The 16,110-nt window shown below is 67.0% G+C and carries 15 protein-coding genes; 7 read left to right on the forward strand and 8 right to left on the reverse strand.

The genetic code is table 11. The annotated features are described in order from the left end of the window. Nucleotides 1–70: 70 nt before the first annotated feature. The gene (locus tag DEQ67_RS11405) at nucleotides 71–2,302 is read left to right on the forward strand and encodes a CDC48 family AAA ATPase (RefSeq protein ID WP_004042269.1); all 2,232 of its coding nucleotides are present in this window, start codon (nucleotides 71–73) and stop codon (nucleotides 2,300–2,302) included. 91 nt (nucleotides 2,303–2,393) lie between these two features. On the opposite strand, the gene phoU is transcribed toward DEQ67_RS11405, so the two are convergent. From phoU to DEQ67_RS11430, 5 genes are all read right to left on the reverse strand, one after another. Further along, entirely contained in the window at nucleotides 2,394–3,074 is a 681-nt protein-coding gene (phoU, locus tag DEQ67_RS11410; RefSeq protein WP_004062587.1) for a phosphate signaling complex protein PhoU, read from the reverse strand. A gap of 199 nt (nucleotides 3,075–3,273) precedes the next feature. Continuing rightward, complete coding sequence (gene pstB / locus DEQ67_RS11415; protein ID WP_004042267.1) at nucleotides 3,274–4,122, reverse strand: phosphate ABC transporter ATP-binding protein PstB; 849 nt, start codon at nucleotides 4,120–4,122, stop codon at nucleotides 3,274–3,276. 51 nt (nucleotides 4,123–4,173) lie between these two features. Continuing rightward, the gene (gene pstA / locus DEQ67_RS11420; protein WP_004062588.1) at nucleotides 4,174–5,802 is read right to left on the reverse strand and encodes a phosphate ABC transporter permease PstA; all 1,629 of its coding nucleotides are present in this window, start codon (nucleotides 5,800–5,802) and stop codon (nucleotides 4,174–4,176) included. A 1-nt stretch (nucleotide 5,803) separates the two neighbouring features. Next, nucleotides 5,804–6,763: a phosphate ABC transporter permease subunit PstC gene (gene pstC / locus DEQ67_RS11425; protein ID WP_004062589.1), complete on the reverse strand. Its 960-nt coding sequence runs from the start codon at nucleotides 6,761–6,763 to the stop codon at nucleotides 5,804–5,806. 63 nt (nucleotides 6,764–6,826) lie between these two features. Continuing rightward, entirely contained in the window at nucleotides 6,827–7,882 is a 1,056-nt protein-coding gene (locus DEQ67_RS11430; protein WP_008605494.1) for a PstS family phosphate ABC transporter substrate-binding protein, read from the reverse strand. A 346-nt stretch (nucleotides 7,883–8,228) separates the two neighbouring features. On the opposite strand from DEQ67_RS11430, the gene DEQ67_RS11435 reads away from it, so the two are divergent. Next, nucleotides 8,229–9,230 carry a phosphate uptake regulator PhoU gene (locus tag DEQ67_RS11435; protein ID WP_004062591.1) on the forward strand — a complete coding sequence of 334 codons (1,002 nt, stop codon included), beginning with the start codon at nucleotides 8,229–8,231 and terminating at the stop codon, nucleotides 9,228–9,230. Nucleotides 9,231–9,399: 169 nt separating this feature from the next. On the opposite strand, the gene DEQ67_RS11440 is transcribed toward DEQ67_RS11435, so the two are convergent. Next, the gene (locus tag DEQ67_RS11440; RefSeq protein WP_004042262.1) at nucleotides 9,400–9,777 is read right to left on the reverse strand and encodes a 30S ribosomal protein S8e; all 378 of its coding nucleotides are present in this window, start codon (nucleotides 9,775–9,777) and stop codon (nucleotides 9,400–9,402) included. A gap of 129 nt (nucleotides 9,778–9,906) precedes the next feature. On the opposite strand from DEQ67_RS11440, the gene DEQ67_RS11445 reads away from it, so the two are divergent. Together DEQ67_RS11445 and DEQ67_RS11450 are read left to right on the forward strand one after the other, a co-directional pair. Then, entirely contained in the window at nucleotides 9,907–10,353 is a 447-nt protein-coding gene (locus tag DEQ67_RS11445; RefSeq protein ID WP_008605493.1) for a DUF2240 family protein, read from the forward strand. Nucleotides 10,354–10,426: 73 nt separating this feature from the next. Continuing rightward, nucleotides 10,427–10,831, forward strand: coding sequence for a hypothetical protein (locus tag DEQ67_RS11450; RefSeq protein ID WP_115802977.1), 405 nt, complete (start codon nucleotides 10,427–10,429; stop codon nucleotides 10,829–10,831). 19 nt (nucleotides 10,832–10,850) lie between these two features. Here DEQ67_RS11450 and DEQ67_RS11455 read toward each other — a convergent pair whose 3' ends face one another. Next, the gene (locus tag DEQ67_RS11455; protein ID WP_004062594.1) at nucleotides 10,851–11,510 is read right to left on the reverse strand and encodes an HAD family hydrolase; all 660 of its coding nucleotides are present in this window, start codon (nucleotides 11,508–11,510) and stop codon (nucleotides 10,851–10,853) included. Nucleotides 11,511–11,659: 149 nt separating this feature from the next. On the opposite strand from DEQ67_RS11455, the gene DEQ67_RS11460 reads away from it, so the two are divergent. Beyond that, nucleotides 11,660–12,934 carry a DNA double-strand break repair nuclease NurA gene (locus tag DEQ67_RS11460; RefSeq protein WP_004042258.1) on the forward strand — a complete coding sequence of 425 codons (1,275 nt, stop codon included), beginning with the start codon at nucleotides 11,660–11,662 and terminating at the stop codon, nucleotides 12,932–12,934. A gap of 66 nt (nucleotides 12,935–13,000) precedes the next feature. On the opposite strand, the gene DEQ67_RS11465 is transcribed toward DEQ67_RS11460, so the two are convergent. Continuing rightward, on the reverse strand, nucleotides 13,001–13,414 hold the full coding sequence (locus tag DEQ67_RS11465; RefSeq protein ID WP_115802978.1) for a DUF7113 family protein: 414 nt from the start codon (nucleotides 13,412–13,414) through the stop codon (nucleotides 13,001–13,003). 135 nt (nucleotides 13,415–13,549) lie between these two features. Between DEQ67_RS11465 and DEQ67_RS11470 the strand changes: the two genes are divergently transcribed. Both DEQ67_RS11470 and DEQ67_RS11475 read left to right on the forward strand, forming a co-directional pair. After that, a complete protein-coding gene (locus tag DEQ67_RS11470; RefSeq protein ID WP_115860883.1) occupies nucleotides 13,550–15,511 on the forward strand; it encodes an ATP-binding protein in 1,962 nt (653 codons plus the stop codon). Between the two features lie 58 nt (nucleotides 15,512–15,569). Next, nucleotides 15,570–16,004: a universal stress protein gene (locus DEQ67_RS11475; protein WP_004062599.1), complete on the forward strand. Its 435-nt coding sequence runs from the start codon at nucleotides 15,570–15,572 to the stop codon at nucleotides 16,002–16,004. Nucleotides 16,005–16,110 lie beyond the last annotated feature (106 nt).

The following is a 16,110-nucleotide window of genomic DNA, read 5'->3' on the forward strand; positions in this document are numbered from 1 at the left end:
GCCTCGGGCCGACCGGGGAAGGACTTATCCGATGGCCTCTCACAGGTATCAGCATCCCCGCGAGGTAATCATGAACGAAGTCCAACTCGAAGTGGCGAAAGCGTACCCGAACGACTCGGGGCGCGGTATCGCCCGTCTTGATCCGGACACCTTGCTCCATCTCAAGCTCTCGCCGGGAGACATCATCGAGATCGAGGGAGGAAAAACGACCGCCGCGAAGGTGTGGCGGGCAGACCGGCAGGACTGGAACACGGATACGGTCCGCATCGACGGGTTCACGCGGCAGAACGCCGACGTGGGCATCGGTGAACGGGTCACTATCCGCAAAGCAGAGGCTACGAAGGCCGACAAACTCGTGCTCGCGCCGCCGGAGGAGGCGAGCGTGCAGTTCGGGTCCGACGCGGCCGGCATGGTCAAACGGCAGATTCTCAAGCGACCCGTGGTCGAACGCGACATCGTCCCGGTGATGTCGAGTACGAACCATCCGTTTATGCGGTCGCCCGGACAGGCGATTCCGCTCATCGCCGTCGAGACGAAACCCGAGGGCGTCGTCCTCGTCACCGAGGACACCGACGTGGAGCTCCGCGAGGAGCCCATCTCCGGCTTCGAGAAGGCCGGCGGCGGCATCACCTACGAGGACATCGGCGGGCTGACCAACGAGATTCAGCGCGTCCGCGAGATGGTCGAACTGCCGATGAAACACCCCCAGATATTCAAGAAGCTGGGCATCGAGCCCCCGCAGGGGGTGTTGCTCCACGGGCCGCCGGGCACCGGGAAGACGCTGCTCGCCCGCGCGGTCGCCAACGAGACCTCGGCGAGTTTCTTCTCTATCGCAGGGCCGGAAATCATCTCGAAGTACTACGGCGAGTCCGAACAACAGCTCCGCGAGATATTCGAGGACGCCAAAGAGGAGTCCCCGAGCATCATCTTCATCGACGAGCTCGACTCCATCGCGCCCAAGCGCGAGGACGTGACCGGCGAGGTCGAACGCCGGGTCGTCGCCCAACTGCTGACGATGATGGACGGGCTGGAAGCCCGCGGACAGGTCATCGTCATCGCGGCGACGAACCGCGTCGACTCGGTGGACCCCGCGCTCCGCCGTCCCGGTCGGTTCGACCGCGAAATCGAAATCGGCGTTCCGGACGAGGAGGGTCGCAAGGAAATCCTCCAGATTCACACCCGCGGGATGCCGCTTTCGGACGACGTGGACCTCGACGACCTCGCCGACGACACCCACGGCTTCGTCGGCGCGGACATCGAGGCGCTGACCAAGGAGGCCGCGATGAAGGCGCTGCGGCGCTACCTCCCCGAAATCGACCTCGACAGGGAGGACATCCCCCCGAGTCTCATCGACCGCATGGTCGTCAAGAACGACGACTTCGGCGGCGCGCTCGGTGAGGTCGAACCCTCGGCGATGCGCGAGGTGCTCGTCGAGATTCCGAAGGTGACGTGGAACGACGTGGGCGGGCTCGAAGGGCCCAAACAGAAGGTCCAAGAGAGCGTCGAGTGGCCGCTGACGACCCCCGAGAAGTTCCAGCGGATGGGTATCGAGGCTCCGAAAGGCGTGCTCCTCTACGGGCCGCCCGGCACGGGTAAGACCCTGATAGCGAAGGCCGTCGCCAACGAGACGAACGCGAATTTCATCTCGGTGCGTGGCCCGCAGCTGCTGTCGAAGTGGGTCGGTGAGTCGGAGAAAGCGATTCGGCAGACGTTCCGCAAGGCGCGGCAGGTCTCCCCGACCATCATCTTCTTCGACGAGCTCGACGCGCTCGCCCCGGCCCGCGGCAACGACATGGGCAACAACGTCTCCGAGCGCGTCGTCAACCAGCTCCTGACGGAGTTAGACGGCCTCGAAGACGCGGGCAACGTCATGGTCATCGCGGCGACCAACCGCCCGGACATGATCGACCCCGCGCTCATCCGCTCGGGCCGGTTCGACCGCCTCGTGCTCATCGGCCAGCCCGAAGAGGAGGGCCGCGAGCAGATTCTCGACATCCACACGCAGCAGAGTCCGCTCGCGCCGGACGTGAGCCTCCGCGAAATCGCGGAGATAACCGACGGCTACGTCGGCTCCGACCTCGAATCCATCTGCCGCGAGGCGGCCATCGAGGCGCTCCGCGAGGACTCCGACGCCGAGGAAATCGAGATGCGCCACTTCCGCAAGGCGATGGAGTCGGTCCGCCCGACCATCACCGAGGAACTGATGCGCTACTACGAGGACATCCAAGACCAGTTCAAAGGCGGCTCCCGCGAGGGGCTGTCGCCCGACACCCGCGACGGCGGCCGCATCGGCTTCCAGTAAGCCCGACGGCCGGCGTTCTGCGGTCGTGTTGTTCTCGCAATGTTCGACGAAGAGAGCGACGCGTCGGTACGCGTCGGTTCGAGACGCCCGCTCAGAACAGCAGCGAGTCGTCGTTGTCTATCATGTAGAGCGTCCGCGCCGCGACGTTGACGGCGTGGTCGCCGATGCGTTCGAGGTCGCGCACCGTCAGCAGGAGTCGGCGCACGTCGACGAGGGCGGTCTCGGGGTCGAGGTCGCCGTCGCCCTCGAAGTCGTCGCCGCTCATGAGGTCGCGGACGATGCTCTGGGAGGCGGTGTCGCACATCGCGTCGAGGTCGTCGTCGCGCTCCGCCACGGAGCGACAGAGGTCGGTGTCCTCGGACTCGTAGGCGTCCAGCGCCTGGTCGACCATGTCGAGGGCGGCGTCGCCGATGCGGCGGATGTCGACTTCCGCGTACACGTCGTTTTCGGCGTCGATGGCGTACTGCGCGAGGTTGGTCGCGAGGTCCCCGATGCGTTCGAGGTCGGTGATGATTTTGAACGACGCCGCGATGAACCGCAGGTCGCCCGCGACCGGCTGTTGGAGCGCGAGCAGGTCGATGCAGTCCTGTTCCAAGTCGAGGTAGATGCGGTTGATTTCGTGGTCGCCCTCGATGACTTCCTGTGCCTTCCGCTCGTCTTTGTCTTCGAGCGCGTCGAGGGCGTACCGGACCCGTTCGGCGGCGAGTTCGCTGAGGTACAACACGTCCTCTTCGAGCTGATTGAGGCGAGATTGGTACGTGTTTCTGGCCATACGTGACGTTCCGACAGGCGAAGTGAAATTCCTTGTGATGGTTTCGGTGGCCGCGCCGCCGATACCACCCGAACGACCGTGTCGGATGCGCGGCGGCGGGACGCGGCCGTCGCTCCGCGGGTACGAATCGAACGTCGCACAGAAGCGACCCGAGGGTCGGGCGAGCGCCGGTGAGCGCCGGTGAGCGCCGGCGACGGAGTTATCCGAACTTGCCGGTGATGTAGTCTTCGACGCGCTGGCTCTCGGGGTTCTCGAAGATTTTCTGGGTGTCGTCGAACTCGACGAGTTCGCCGCCGGTGAGGAAGACGGCGGTCTTGTCGGAGATGCGCGCCGCCTGCTGCATGTTGTGGGTGACGATGACGACCGTGTAGTCCTCGGCGAGCTCCTCGACGAGGTCTTCGATTTGCGAGGTCGCCACGGGGTCGAGCGCCGACGCGGGCTCGTCCATGAGCAGCACCTCGGGGTCGGTCGCGATGGCGCGGGCGATACAGAGGCGCTGTTGTTGGCCGCCGGAGAGGTCGAGTCCGGACTCGTGGAGGCGGTCTTTCACCTCGTCCCAGAGGGCGGCGCGCTTGAGCGACTCCTCGACGACCGCGTCGTAGTCGGCGTCGATGCCCTGAATCTTCAGGCCGTAGACGACGTTCTCGTAGATGCTCTTGGGGAACGGGTTCGGCTTCTGGAACACCATGCCGACGCGGCGGCGGAGGGCGACGGGGTCGACGTCGTCGTCGTAGACGTTCTTCCCGCGGAGCGTGAGTCGGCCCTCGACGCGGGCGACGTCGATGAGGTCGTTCATGCGGTTGATACAGCGGAGGAACGTGGACTTCCCGCAGCCGGAGGGTCCAATCATGGCGGTCACGCTGTTTTCGGGGATGTCCATCGTGATGTCGGTGAGCGCGTGGTCGTCGCCGTACCAGACGTTGATGTCCTCGGAGCTGATGACCGTCTCGACCCCTTGGCTCACCGAGTTCCCCGACGCAGAGAGCCCGTCGCTCACGTCGGTTTCGACGAGCATCTCGTCGTTCGTCGGGTCCTCTGTTCCGTTCATGGCTTGCTGTTCTCCCTCGGGTGCTTTGTCTCTTTGGCTCATTGGTGGTGTTCAGGATTCACTTTCGAACTTGTTGCGCAGGACGATGGCGATGGAGTTCATGGCGAGGAGGACCGCTAGGAGGACCACGACGCCCGCCGGGACGGCTTTCGTGTAGAAGTCCTCGCTGGCGAACAGGCTGGACCACGCGTACACCTGCAGGGGCATCGCGCTCACCTTCGAGGTGAGCTCCGTCGGCAGGTTGAAAAGCACGTTCGGCGCGCCGATCATGATGAGCGGCGCGGTCTCGCCGATGGCTCGGCCGAGCGCGAGGATGGTCCCGGTCAGGATGCCGGGGAACGCCTCCGGGAGGACGACGTTCTTCACGGTCTGCCAGCGCGTCGCGCCCATGCCGTAGGACGCCTGCCGCATATCGCTGGGGACCGCGCGAATCGCCTCGCGCGAGGAGATGATGACGATGGGCAGGATGAGGAGCGCGAGCGTCGCGCCGCCGATGAGGACCGTCCCCGTCGGCTGGCCGAGGTAGGTGACGAACACGCCGAGTCCGAGCAGGCCGTAGACGACCGAGGGGACGCCGGCGAGGTTCGAGATGTTCACGTCGATGAATCGGGTGAAGGCGTTGTCGGGGGCGTACTCTTCGAGGTACACCGCCGCGCCGACGCCGAGCGGGAACGAGAGGGCGGCGACCGTCGCCATCAGCAGGATGGAGCCGCCGATGGCCGGGTAGAGACCCGCGTTCTCGGCGGTTCCGCTGTGGGCGCTCGTGAGGAACTGCCAGTCGACCCACGACTGCGGGCCGGCGAAGCCGAGCACGTCGACCGCGACCGCGCCGACGAGCGAGCCGCCGACGACGGCCGCGGCGAGCAGGAGGCCGATTCGCTCCCGTTCGCGGGTGACCGCCGCGCCGCCGGCGTACGCCAGCGTGGGAACGAACGCGACCGACGTGACGACGGCGGCGGCGTTGGCGTCGACGCCGAGCGTCGGGCCGACGACGGCCGCGAGGCCGGTCAAGAGGAGCGCGGACGCGCCCGCGGCGAGGCCCGCGGTGGTGTCCTCACGGATGCGGGCGACGTACTGGCCGACGGCGACCGCGGCCACGCCGCCGAGGACGAGCGTCAGAATCACCCAGTCGGCGGGGACCACGGGAAGTTGGCGGACGATTTCGGGAATACTGTGGAAGTAGCCCGGCACGCCGACGAGCGAGAGGACGAACGCGGCCCCGGTCGCGGCGACGCGGAGGGTGAAGGAAATCCGCTGTTCGTACTTCGTCAGGACGACGACGAGCGCCGCCGGGACGAGGAGGCCGACGACGTACGAGAGGCCGGTCAGCGGCGGAACGATGTCGACGAAGACGATGGCGACGCCCCCGCTGAACAGCAGGAACACCGCGAGCATCCCGACGACCATGCCGCCGAGTTTGAGCGCCGGCACGTTCCGGCGCGCGAGATAGCCGCCGACGACCGCGGCGGGGACGACGAGCGTCAGGAAGAAGGTGAGATGCCAGCCGGGGTCGGCGGTGAGCGGGCGAATCGCGTCGTTGGCGACGTAGACGAGGAGGACCGCGAGCGTGACGATGCCGAACATCGTCGCGGCCAACAGCAGATACCGGAAGACGGTCCCGGTGGTTCGGCTGACCTGTCCGAAGCCGTCGATGTAGCCGGAGTCGGTGTCGGTCGCCATCTCAGTATGCCTCCCGGTAGCGCCGCGAGACGTAGTCGCTGATGACGTTCATGACGAGCGTGATGACGAACAGCACGAGGCCGATGGCGAACAGGCTGCGGTAGGCCAGCCCGCCGCCGGTGATGTCACCGGTGAGAAGCTGGACCATGGCGGCGGTCATCGGCAGCGCGCCTTCGAGATACGACGCGGGGTTGAGCGGGTTGAGGAACTTCGCCTGCGCGCCCGCGGCGACGGTGACGGCCATCGTCTCGCCGATGGCGCGAGAGAGCGCGAGGATGAACGAGGAGAAGATGCCGGACAGCGCGGCGGGGACGACGATGCCGGTGGACACGTCGAACTTCGTCGCGCCCATGCCGTAGCCCGCCTGCCGGAGTTCGTCGGGGACGGCGGACATCGCGTCCTCGCTGATAGAGGCGACCATCGGGATAATCATGATGCCGACGACGATGCTCGCAGACAGCATGTTGAACGTCCCGATGCTGGGGAAGACGACTTCCAGCGCCGGGGTGATGTAGATGAGCGCGAAGAAGCCGTAGACGACGGTCGGGACGCCGGCGAGGATTTCCAGCGCCGGCTTGAGGACCGACCGAGCCTGCGCGCTCGCGTACTCGCTGAGGTAGATGGCGGTGGCGACGCCGAGCGGGAGCGCGATGATGGCCGACCCGATAGTGACCATCAGCGTCGAAGACACGAGCGCCAGCACGCCGAACTCTTGGCTGTGTATCTGCCACGTGGTTCCGGTGAGGAAGTCGACGATAGAGGCCGTCTCCCCCGCGACACCCATCAGCGGGGCCGTCAGCGTGAAGAACTTGGCCGCCTCCGTGATGAGGAGTCCGACGATACTGAGGGTCGTCACGACGGACAACGCCGCGCACAGGAAGAAGAACGACCGCGTCAGTAGCTCACGCGGCGCGTTCTCCGTGTTCCGCGTGAGGTCGGTTTCGAGGTCATCTGTGCTCATTGGTTGGATTGAATCGTGGTGTATGAAAAAGCGCTTCGTTAGCTGATTCTGTCGAGAAAGCGGCTAGTTGGCTTCCTCGATGGCCGCGTTGAGGGTGTCGAGCATCTCCTGTTGCTCGTCTTCGCCCAGCGGGACGTAGCCGACCTCGTCGGCGACGATTTCGCGGCTGGTGGAGTTCTCCATCCAGTAGCGGGCGAACTCGGCGACGTGGTCCTCCGCGAGCGACTCGCGGGCGGGGTAGGTAAACAGCGGGCGGGAGAGGGGGTTGTACTCGCCGGACAGCGCCGTGTCGAGCGACGGCTCGACGAACTCGCCGGCGTCGTTCTCGATGGCGACCGCCTGCACGGCGTCGGTGTTCTCGCTGTAATACGCGAAGCCGAGGTAGCCAATCGCGTATTCGGAGCCTTCGACGCCCTGGATGATAGTGCGGTCCTGCTCGGTCGCGGAGTAGTCCTGACGGTGGCCCGGGCCCTCCTCCCCGATGATGGCCTCGATGAAGTAGTCGTAGGTACCGGAGGCGTCGGTGGGACCGTAAATCTCGATTTCCTCGTCGGGCCACTCGGAGTTGACGTCCGACCACGTCGTCGGCGTCGACTCGGCCGAGAAGATGGTTTGGAGCTGTTCGACGGTGAGCCCCTCGCCGAGGAAGTCGTTGTCGTTGTTGACGATGACGGTCAGCGCGTCGGTTGCGACCTTGAGTTCGACGGGCGTCACGTCGTTGTCCTCGCACTGCGTCTCTTCTTCGCCCTTGATGGGGCGCGAGGCGTTGTTGAAGTCGGTCTGCCCCGTACAGAAGTAGTTCGCGAAGCCGCCACCGGAGCCGGTGGACTGGAGGTTGATGTTGACCTCCGAATGCTCACTCTGGAAGCGCTCGCCCATCGCGGTTGCGAGCGGGAACACCGTCGAGGAACCGGCGATGTCGATGGTTCCCGAGAGCTCGTTGCTCCCGTCGCCCGACGAGTCCGTTCCCTCGGAGTCGCCGCCGGAGCCACCGTCGGAGCTCCCGCCCTCGCCGCCGGTGTTGTTCTCGGTACATCCGGCGAGTCCCGCGAGACCGGCCGCGCCCGAGGCAATCAGGAACTTACGCCGCGAAAGAACGCTGTCCGAGTTACGCGTCATCGATTTTGAGGAGCCGATTTTTCCGTAAATACCCTGCTATGACGACTATATAGTGGTACGTTCCGGTATGTCCCCAATGAATGCTAACGTGTGACAAGAACGGATTGAAATCGACAGAAACAGCCGATTGCCCCATTCATGGCCGTCTCGTGCGCGAACTTTCTCCGATGTGTCAGAAAACTCGGGGCGTTCGGGGCGACGGACGCGGGGCAAAATGACTACTGAGTGAGCGGCAGTTCGCGCTCGAATCGGCACGAGTCACGTTCGGTCGCACTCATCACATAAAAACGAACCCCAATATATAGACATAGACAGTTTTATTGTGGATTGAGAACCACCCACGGACATGGTCGAAACCCGAAAGGTGCAGGTGACGGGCGGTTCCACCTACACCGTCTCGATTCCCAAAGACTGGGCGACGGACAACGGCGTCTCGGCGGGGAGCGAAGTCGAGTTCTATCCGGAGGGCGACTCGCTGTTCTTGACGCCCCGTTCCGAGGAGGAACGCACCGAGGGAACCCTCGATATCGCGACCCTCGAAGGCGACGAACTCACGCGCGCCGTCATGACGATGTACGTGAGCGGGTTCGACATCATCGCGCTGGAGAGTTCGCGCATCACGACCGACCAGCGCCGGACCATCCGCGAGGCGACCCAGAGTCTCGTCGGGCTCGAAGTGCTCGAAGAGACGCGCGACCGGGTCGTCATCCGCGACCTGCTCGACTCCTCCGAGCTTTCCATCCACAACGCGGTCACTCGGATGCGACTCATCGCGCTTTCGATGCTCGAAGACGCCATCGCGGCCATCGCCGAGCAGGACGACGACATGGCCCGCGACGTCATCCAGCGCGACGACGACGTCGACCGTCTCTGGATGGTCGTCTCCCGCATCTTCCGGGCGACGCTCCGGACCCCGAAGGCCGCAGAAGAGCTCGGCCTCCCCCGCGAAATCTGCTTCGACTACCAGTCCGCCGCCCGGCAACTGGAGCGCATCGGCGACCACGCGACCAAAATCGCCCACCTCTCGTTGAACTTCGAGGAGCCCGTCGACGGCGAAATCGTCGAGGCGATTCAGGAGCTGTTCAAGGACACCGAGAGCGTCGTCAACGGCGGGATGGACGCGCTGTTCGCCGAGGAGAGCGACGAGGCGAGCCGCCTCGCCAACGAGTCCCGCGAGGCCGTCCAGGCCATCGACGCCAGCGCCCGCGGCATCGACGAACTCCTCCGTGACCTCGACCCGGCGCGCGCGCAGCTGCTCGGCCTCATCGTCGACTCCGTCTCGCGGAGCGCCGACTACGGCGGCAACATCGCCGAAACGGCGCTCCAGAAGGCCGCGCCGACGCCCTGACCGGCCGACCCGCCGCGTCGGCCCGCCGGTCGGTTCGTCGCACGATTCGATTCGGTACCGTCCAGTTCCGTGTTCGACTTCGACCAATCGCGCCCGCGAGCGACGGCCGCGCGGCTCGCGGGAGTAAAACAGTCGAGCCGCGCCGAAACGACGACGCGGGGAGAGAGAGTTACTCGTCGTCGACGACGACGGCGTTGACCTGTCCGTCCTGACCGGGGCGGGAGGTGACGCGGGCGCGACCGGCGCTCGTGTCGATGATGGAGCCCTTCGTGATGATGTTCCGGCGGGCGTAGTTGACGTTCGACGGGTTGTCGACGACGCCTTCGATGTCGGCCTGCGTCACGTCGGCACCGTCTGCGACCTGCGCGACGTTCGTCGAGAGCGCGCGGAGCTTCTCGTTGTTGCCGCGGGAGTCGATAATCTGGAACCGGGGCTCGCCGACCGTCGTGGCGGCGGGTTCGCGGCCCAGCTGGTATCGCTTCTTGTTTCGGGACGGCTTGCGCCGACCGCCGGTCCGCTTCCGCTTGGAGCGTCCTTGGTCCTTCATACGGGGTAAAAACCTCGGTGACTACTTGAATCGCTCGAATCGGTGCTCGGCGGAGACGGGTGCCACCACGTCGCTCGGGGGCGGAGGCAACACAAACCGTTTAGTTCGCCCGCGCCCGCCGTCGAAGCGATGAGTCTCGACGTCACCGTCGCCGTCCCCTTCCGGCAACACGGCTCGACCCGCCTCGGCGAGGGCGAGTTCGTCGTCGCCCTGTCGCTCGACCGCGACTGGTTCTCCCCGGACCAGGCCAAGCGCCTCATCGACCTCGCGGCGGGCCGCGGCCTCGTCGAACGCGACGACGGCGAGGTCGTCGCGACGTTCGACCCCGCCGACGTACAGATTCCCGAGGAGTTCGAACCCGACGCCGCCGTCCTCCGCGAGCAGTCGGCGTTCGAGCAGATTCTCGACGCCTGCGTCGCCGCCGGCGTCGAAAAGCAGGCCGCCGTCGCCGGCATCAACGAGCGGCAGTCGCGCCTCGGCATCACCGCCGAGGCCGCCGCGGTCCTCTTCGCGCGCTCGAACGACGTGAACGTCGACGACGCGGCCGCGAAAGCAAAGCGCTCGCTGGCGGAGTAGGTCACATTTTCCGCGCTCGTCTTCCCCCGCCGCGAAGCGACACCCCGAAACCGCCCGGGCGCGAACGACCGGCATGGTCGTCGATTCGCTCTCCGACGGGACACGCATCGCCCAACTGCTCGCCTCGGAGGTCACGGGCCACGAGGACGCCTTCTCGGTTCTCTCCGTCGTCGATTCCGACCCCGACGTGGAACCGACCGACGACGGCGCGCTCGCCTACGCGGTCGCCGCCGACGACGAACGCGTCGCCGAGGTGTACGTCCAACCGGACCGCGCCCGCGTCGAGTTCCTCGCCCACCCCGACGTGACCGCCGAGGCCGCCTCCGAGGCGGGGCTTCGCGTGCGCCCGAAGGCGGTCCGCCCGCCGCGAACGCTTGTGTTCGTCGAGGACGGCGCGCAGGTGAAGTGGACGCTCCCGGCGTTCCGCGCGCTGGTCGCGGCGCTCGACGCCGGGGAACGAGAGGAAGACGAAGGATAGACGCTCTCGCGCGACCGGTTCAGAGGTCCGCGAGGAGCTTCGGAAGCTCGGCCGGCAAGTCGTCGTGGTGGATATGTGCGATTGCTCGCGGGTCGGGGTCGTCACAGCCGTCGCCGAGCACCTGCACCGGACGCAGCCCGGCGTCGTGCGCGCCGGCGATGTCGTGGTGGACGCTGTCACCGACGTAGACGGTCTCGTCGGGGGCGGTTCCGAGGTCGTCGAGCAGGGCTTCGAACGCCCGCTCGTCCGGCTTGCCGGCGGGGAGCGCGCCCGTCACGAGCGCCGTGTCGAAGTGGTCGCGCCAGCCGAGTTTGTCGATTTTCGCTTCCTGGGCGACGACCGGCCCGTTGGTGAGGAGGCCGACGCGGTAGGTCGTCCGCAGGCCGGCGAGCATCGCCTCTACGCCCTCGACGGGGACGACCGCGTCGGTGATTCGCTCTCTGTACGCCGTCGCGACGCGCTCCGGGTCGACGGGAGAGCCGTGCTCGTCGAGGAGCGTCTCGAAGATGGGCGCGCGGGTCTCGCGCGTGAGATTCTCTTGGTGTGCCCGGAGATACGCCTCTCGGGTCAGCGGGGGCGCGCCCGCCGCCGCCGCCGCCTCCGAGAGAATCGTCTCGCGGTCCCGCGTCGGCACCGCGAGTGTGTAGTCGAGGTCGAACCCGACCGCGCTGACAGACATCGTCGGTGAAGCGTTGGCAACGGAGCGGTATGAGCGTGCCGGGACCTGTCGAGGGGACGAGTCGTCGCGCGCCGGCTCGCACCGGCCCCGTCGCGGCGACACCCACCGACGACGACAACCACTATACTCGTCGGCGACGACGCCGAGATATGACCCTCGACCCCGTCCACGTGGACGACATCGCGTCCATGGCGAGTTCCATCGCTGACTCGGTCGACGACGCCGACTACGACGACCTCGCGCGGACGGTCTGGGAGTCGTGGCTCGACCCCCTCGAATCGCCCGACGGGGGACTCCCAATCGTCGAGCCGCTCGGCGAAAAACAGCTCCACGCCGCCGATATCGACGACGTGGCGCTCACGGAGTCGCCGTTTCCGACCGTCCACGGCCTCGACTCGGGGACCATCAACCCGACGACGTTCAAAAACGGGCTCGTCCTCGACGTGGCCCACGCCGCGATGGCCGCCGAGCCGTCGAACCTCGACCTCCACCGCCACCGCTCTATCGTCATGGCGGCGCACACCCACGACCCGGTCCAGTTTTTCGACACCGACGAGTGGCTCCACTCCGACGAGGGCTACGGCCGCCGGCGCGTCCTGAGCGTCCCGCGGGTCAACCGCTACGCCGAGGGGGTCGTCCACGCGCTCGCGCTCTACCTCGCCGAGAGCGCCCACGCGCTCGAACACGCCGACGCCGTCTCCGACTTGCTCATCCTCGACGGGCCGGTGTATCCGAAGGAACTCCTGAACTGGCGCGACCGCGACGCCGAACTGAAGGACCTCGCGCGGGACGCCAAACCGAAGGCCGTCGTGGAGAACTACGTCCGCCTCGTCGAGCGCTTCGTCGAGCGCGACGTGCCCCTCGCCGGCTTCGTGAAAAATCCGGGCGCGAAACACGTCGTCCGCACGGTCAGGAAACAGCTCGACGGGAGCGACGCCGGCCGGCGGCCGTGGGTGGACGACGCCGCCTTCTTCGTCAGCCTGCTCGAACGCCGCGAGGGAGCCGACGGCGACGAGCGCCGCACCGACGAACTCACGTTCACGAGCTGGTTCGTCTCCCGCGGCGGCTCGGACCGCCAGCTGAGCGCCGAGGGCGAGGCGTTCGGCATCGAGCGGAAGCTCGACCCCGAGGCGTACGCGGTGACGTTCTTCGTGCTGTACGACCCCCGAACCGACGTGTGCTACCGGGTCGAAGCGCCCTACGCGTTCACGAAGGACCCCGACCGCCGCGCCGACCTGATGCACCACGTCGTCCGCGACGTGGCCGCCACGCGCGGGCCGCCGCTTGCGGTCGAGAAGGCGGACGAACTCGCGCGGGTGAGCGTCGGTGAGAAGGCGGCGCTCAGGCGCAAACTCTCCGATAAGCTCGATTCGGACCAGATGAAAAGCTACGATAACATCCGCTGGGTCGACGCCGACGAGTGAGTCTCGGGGCGTCGCCCGCGCGGCAGACCGGAATCGCATCGGGGCGCGCGCCCGACTCAGCGCGCCCTAGTGCGACGCGTCGCCCTCGGGAGAGCCTTCGTCGGCGGAGCGGTCCGTCGGGACCGGCTGTTCGGCCTCCGGCGTCCCCTCCTCTTCGGGCCTGACGACCTCGACCCGCACCTCGTCGGCCGGGACGCCGACCCGCGCGAACTGCGTCCTGACGTGTTCTTTCGCGGCCGACAGCGCCTGCTCGCGGGTGTCGAAGCCGCGGGGAAGCGGCGTGTCGAAGGCGACGCGAATCGTCCGCCCGTCGATTTCGGTCTCCGAGCCGCCGCTTTCGACCTCGTAGAACTCGTCGCAGACCCAGACGTAGGGCGCGTCCTCGTCCGGCGCGCCGCGGTAGGTCGGCGCTTGCTCCCCCCGTTCGAATATCGTCCCGGTGAGTGCCGTGCCGCCGCCGTGACCGCGGACCAATAACATAGCCGGGCTAGGTTCGCGAGACGGAAAAGTCGCACGCGACGCCCCGACTCCGCATCAGGCGGCACCCCGAGGCCGCCAGACCGCGCGCCGCCGCCGACGCGTGGCTTTTTACTCGCCGCCCGCAAGCGTTGGAACATGACCGACTTGGGGGATTTCAGCGACTTCGACGGCGACGACCCCGACAGTTCGTCCGATGCGGGTGGCGACGAGCAGGCGGGGTCCGCCGCCGGGAACGGGCGCTCGGCGCGGGCCGACCCCGTCTCGGAAACCGAGAGCGCGACCGCCGCGAGTTCGGCCGACGGCGACGGCGTCGATGCCGACCGCGACGACGACAGTTCGACGGGTGTGACCGGTGGGGCCGGCGCGACCGACGACGGGGACGACCTCCAGTTCGACGACTACGACGCCGACCCCGTCGGCGACGAGCGGGGCCTCGGTGCGATTGCGGTCTCGCAGGGCCTCCGCGTGTCGGAGGACTCGGACCGGACGGCGCTCCGGGCGTTCGTGACCGCGGGCAACCGCGAGCGCGTCCGCCTCGGGAAGTATCTGGTCGTCCCCTACCCCGACGACGAACTGCTGTTCTGCCGCATCGTCGGGCTGGAGTACGCCCAGGAGTTCCAGGCCGACGACGCGACGGAGATTCACGCCCGCCGGGCGATGCGCCGCCCCGCAGACGAGTTCGAGGAGCGCGATTTCAAATTCATGGCCGAACTCGAACCCATCGCCGTGCTGTTTTCCGACGACGGCGACCTCAAGCGCCGGATGGTCGACCGCGTGCCGAAACCGCAGGCGACGGTCGGTGAGGCCACCGACGCGACCCAGATTAAGACCGGCCTGAAGATTCCCGAGGCGGGCGTCTTCCTCGGCCACCTCTCGGTCGGCGGCGAGAAGGTCCGGACCGCGGCCCGGCCGCCGACTATCGACTACCGGCTGAAAGACGACTACACCGACGGCGACCCGCTCGTGTTCCGCCACACGCTCGTCGCCGGCGGCACCGGGTCGGGGAAGACCCACGCCTCGAAGAACATCCTGCGGCAGTATCTCTCCGAAGAGCGGAGCTACGAGATGGACGACGGCCGCGAGGTCCAGACCGCGGTCGTCCAGTTCGACCCGCAGGACGAGTACGCCCAGATGCACGACGACAACCCCGACATGGACGACGAGACGGCCCGGCGCTACGAGCGCGAGGGCGTCGCCCACGGCGGCCACGACGACACCGTCGCGCTCGTCCCCAAGATGGCCGGGTCGTCGTACCCGGGCGCGAACCACCGCGCCGAGCAGTTGGAGTTCACCGTCCCCTTCTCGATGGCGCGGGACCTCCCGTGGCTCGTCGCCGGCAGCAGCCTCAACGACAACCAGTACTCGGCGCTCACCGAGCTCCTGAACCGCTTTTTCCGGGACTACGGCGACGCGGGGACGTACAAGCAGTTCCTCCAGTACCTCGACGACCCGGCGCTGAAAGAGGAGCTTCACGAGTCGGGGCGGGTCCACGAGGCGACCTTCGACGCGGTGAAACGCCGGGTCCGCGGCGTGCCGAGCGGCGTGTTCGACCAGGACGCCCGGCCGATAACCGAACTCGACCACCAGCTCGTCCGCCCCGGCGGGCTGACGGTCGTGCCGACCTACCACCTCTCGTCGAGTCGGGCGAAGGAGCTGTTCGTCCTCGCGGTGTCGGCGCTGCTCATCGACGATAAGCTCTCGAACGACCCGTCGAGCGACCGCATCAAGGAGACGCCGGTCGTCCTCGGGATGGACGAGGCGCACAACTTCCTCACCGACGCCGATTCGGTGCAGGCGGAGAAAGTCGTCGATAAGTTCACCGAGGCGGCCAAGCAGGGCCGCAAGGAGCGCCTCGGCCTGTTTCTCATCACGCAGGACCCACAGGACATCGCCGACCCGGTGTTCAAGCAGGTGAACACGAAAGTCGTGCTCAACCTCGGCGACGAGGACGCCATCAAGAGCGTCAACATCCCGCCGAACCTCGAAGACAAGGTGCCGTACATGGAGAAGGGCCAGATGGTCGTCTACTCGCCCGACAACTCCGACCCCGTCGAACTGACGGGGCTTTCGACCTGCGTGACGCGACACGGCGACTGAGCGCCCGCAGCGCGGCGCGGCGGGCGGATTTTTAGCCCGCGCCCGAGTAGGCCGCGACATGGCCGAACACGTGCTCGTCCCAATCGACGGGTCGCCGCAGTCAGTCGCCGCGGTCCGCTTTGCCGCCTCGGAGTGGCCCGACGCCGAACTCACGCTGTTGAACGTCATCAACCCCGCCGACGCCGATTACAAAGAGCGGGCGCTCAGCGGCTCCGAGGAGTGGTTCCAAGCGGAGAAACGAAAGGCGAGAGAGACGTTCGCCGAGGTGAAAGCCGAAGTGGGACTCGTCGACGCCGACAGGCCGGTCACCGACCGCATCGAGGTCGGCAGCCCCCAGAAGCTCATCGTCGAGGTGCTGGCGGACGACGACGCCGGCTACGACCACGTCGTGATGGGCAGCCACGGTCGGACGGGCGTCTCGCGCATCCTGCTCGGCAGCGTCGCCGAGGAGGTCCTCCGGCGGTCGCCGGTGCCCGTGACCATCGTGCGGTGAGTCACGGCGCGCGACACGCCGCAACGGGACCGCGTATCCGACCCTTCGGTAACACCGGCGTCACCTAATGAGGCGATGTTATGAGTCCTGCGAGCACACCGGAATC

It is taken from the genome of Haloferax sp. Atlit-48N (assembly GCF_003383015.2).
Taxonomy (GTDB): domain Archaea; phylum Halobacteriota; class Halobacteria; order Halobacteriales; family Haloferacaceae; genus Haloferax; species Haloferax volcanii.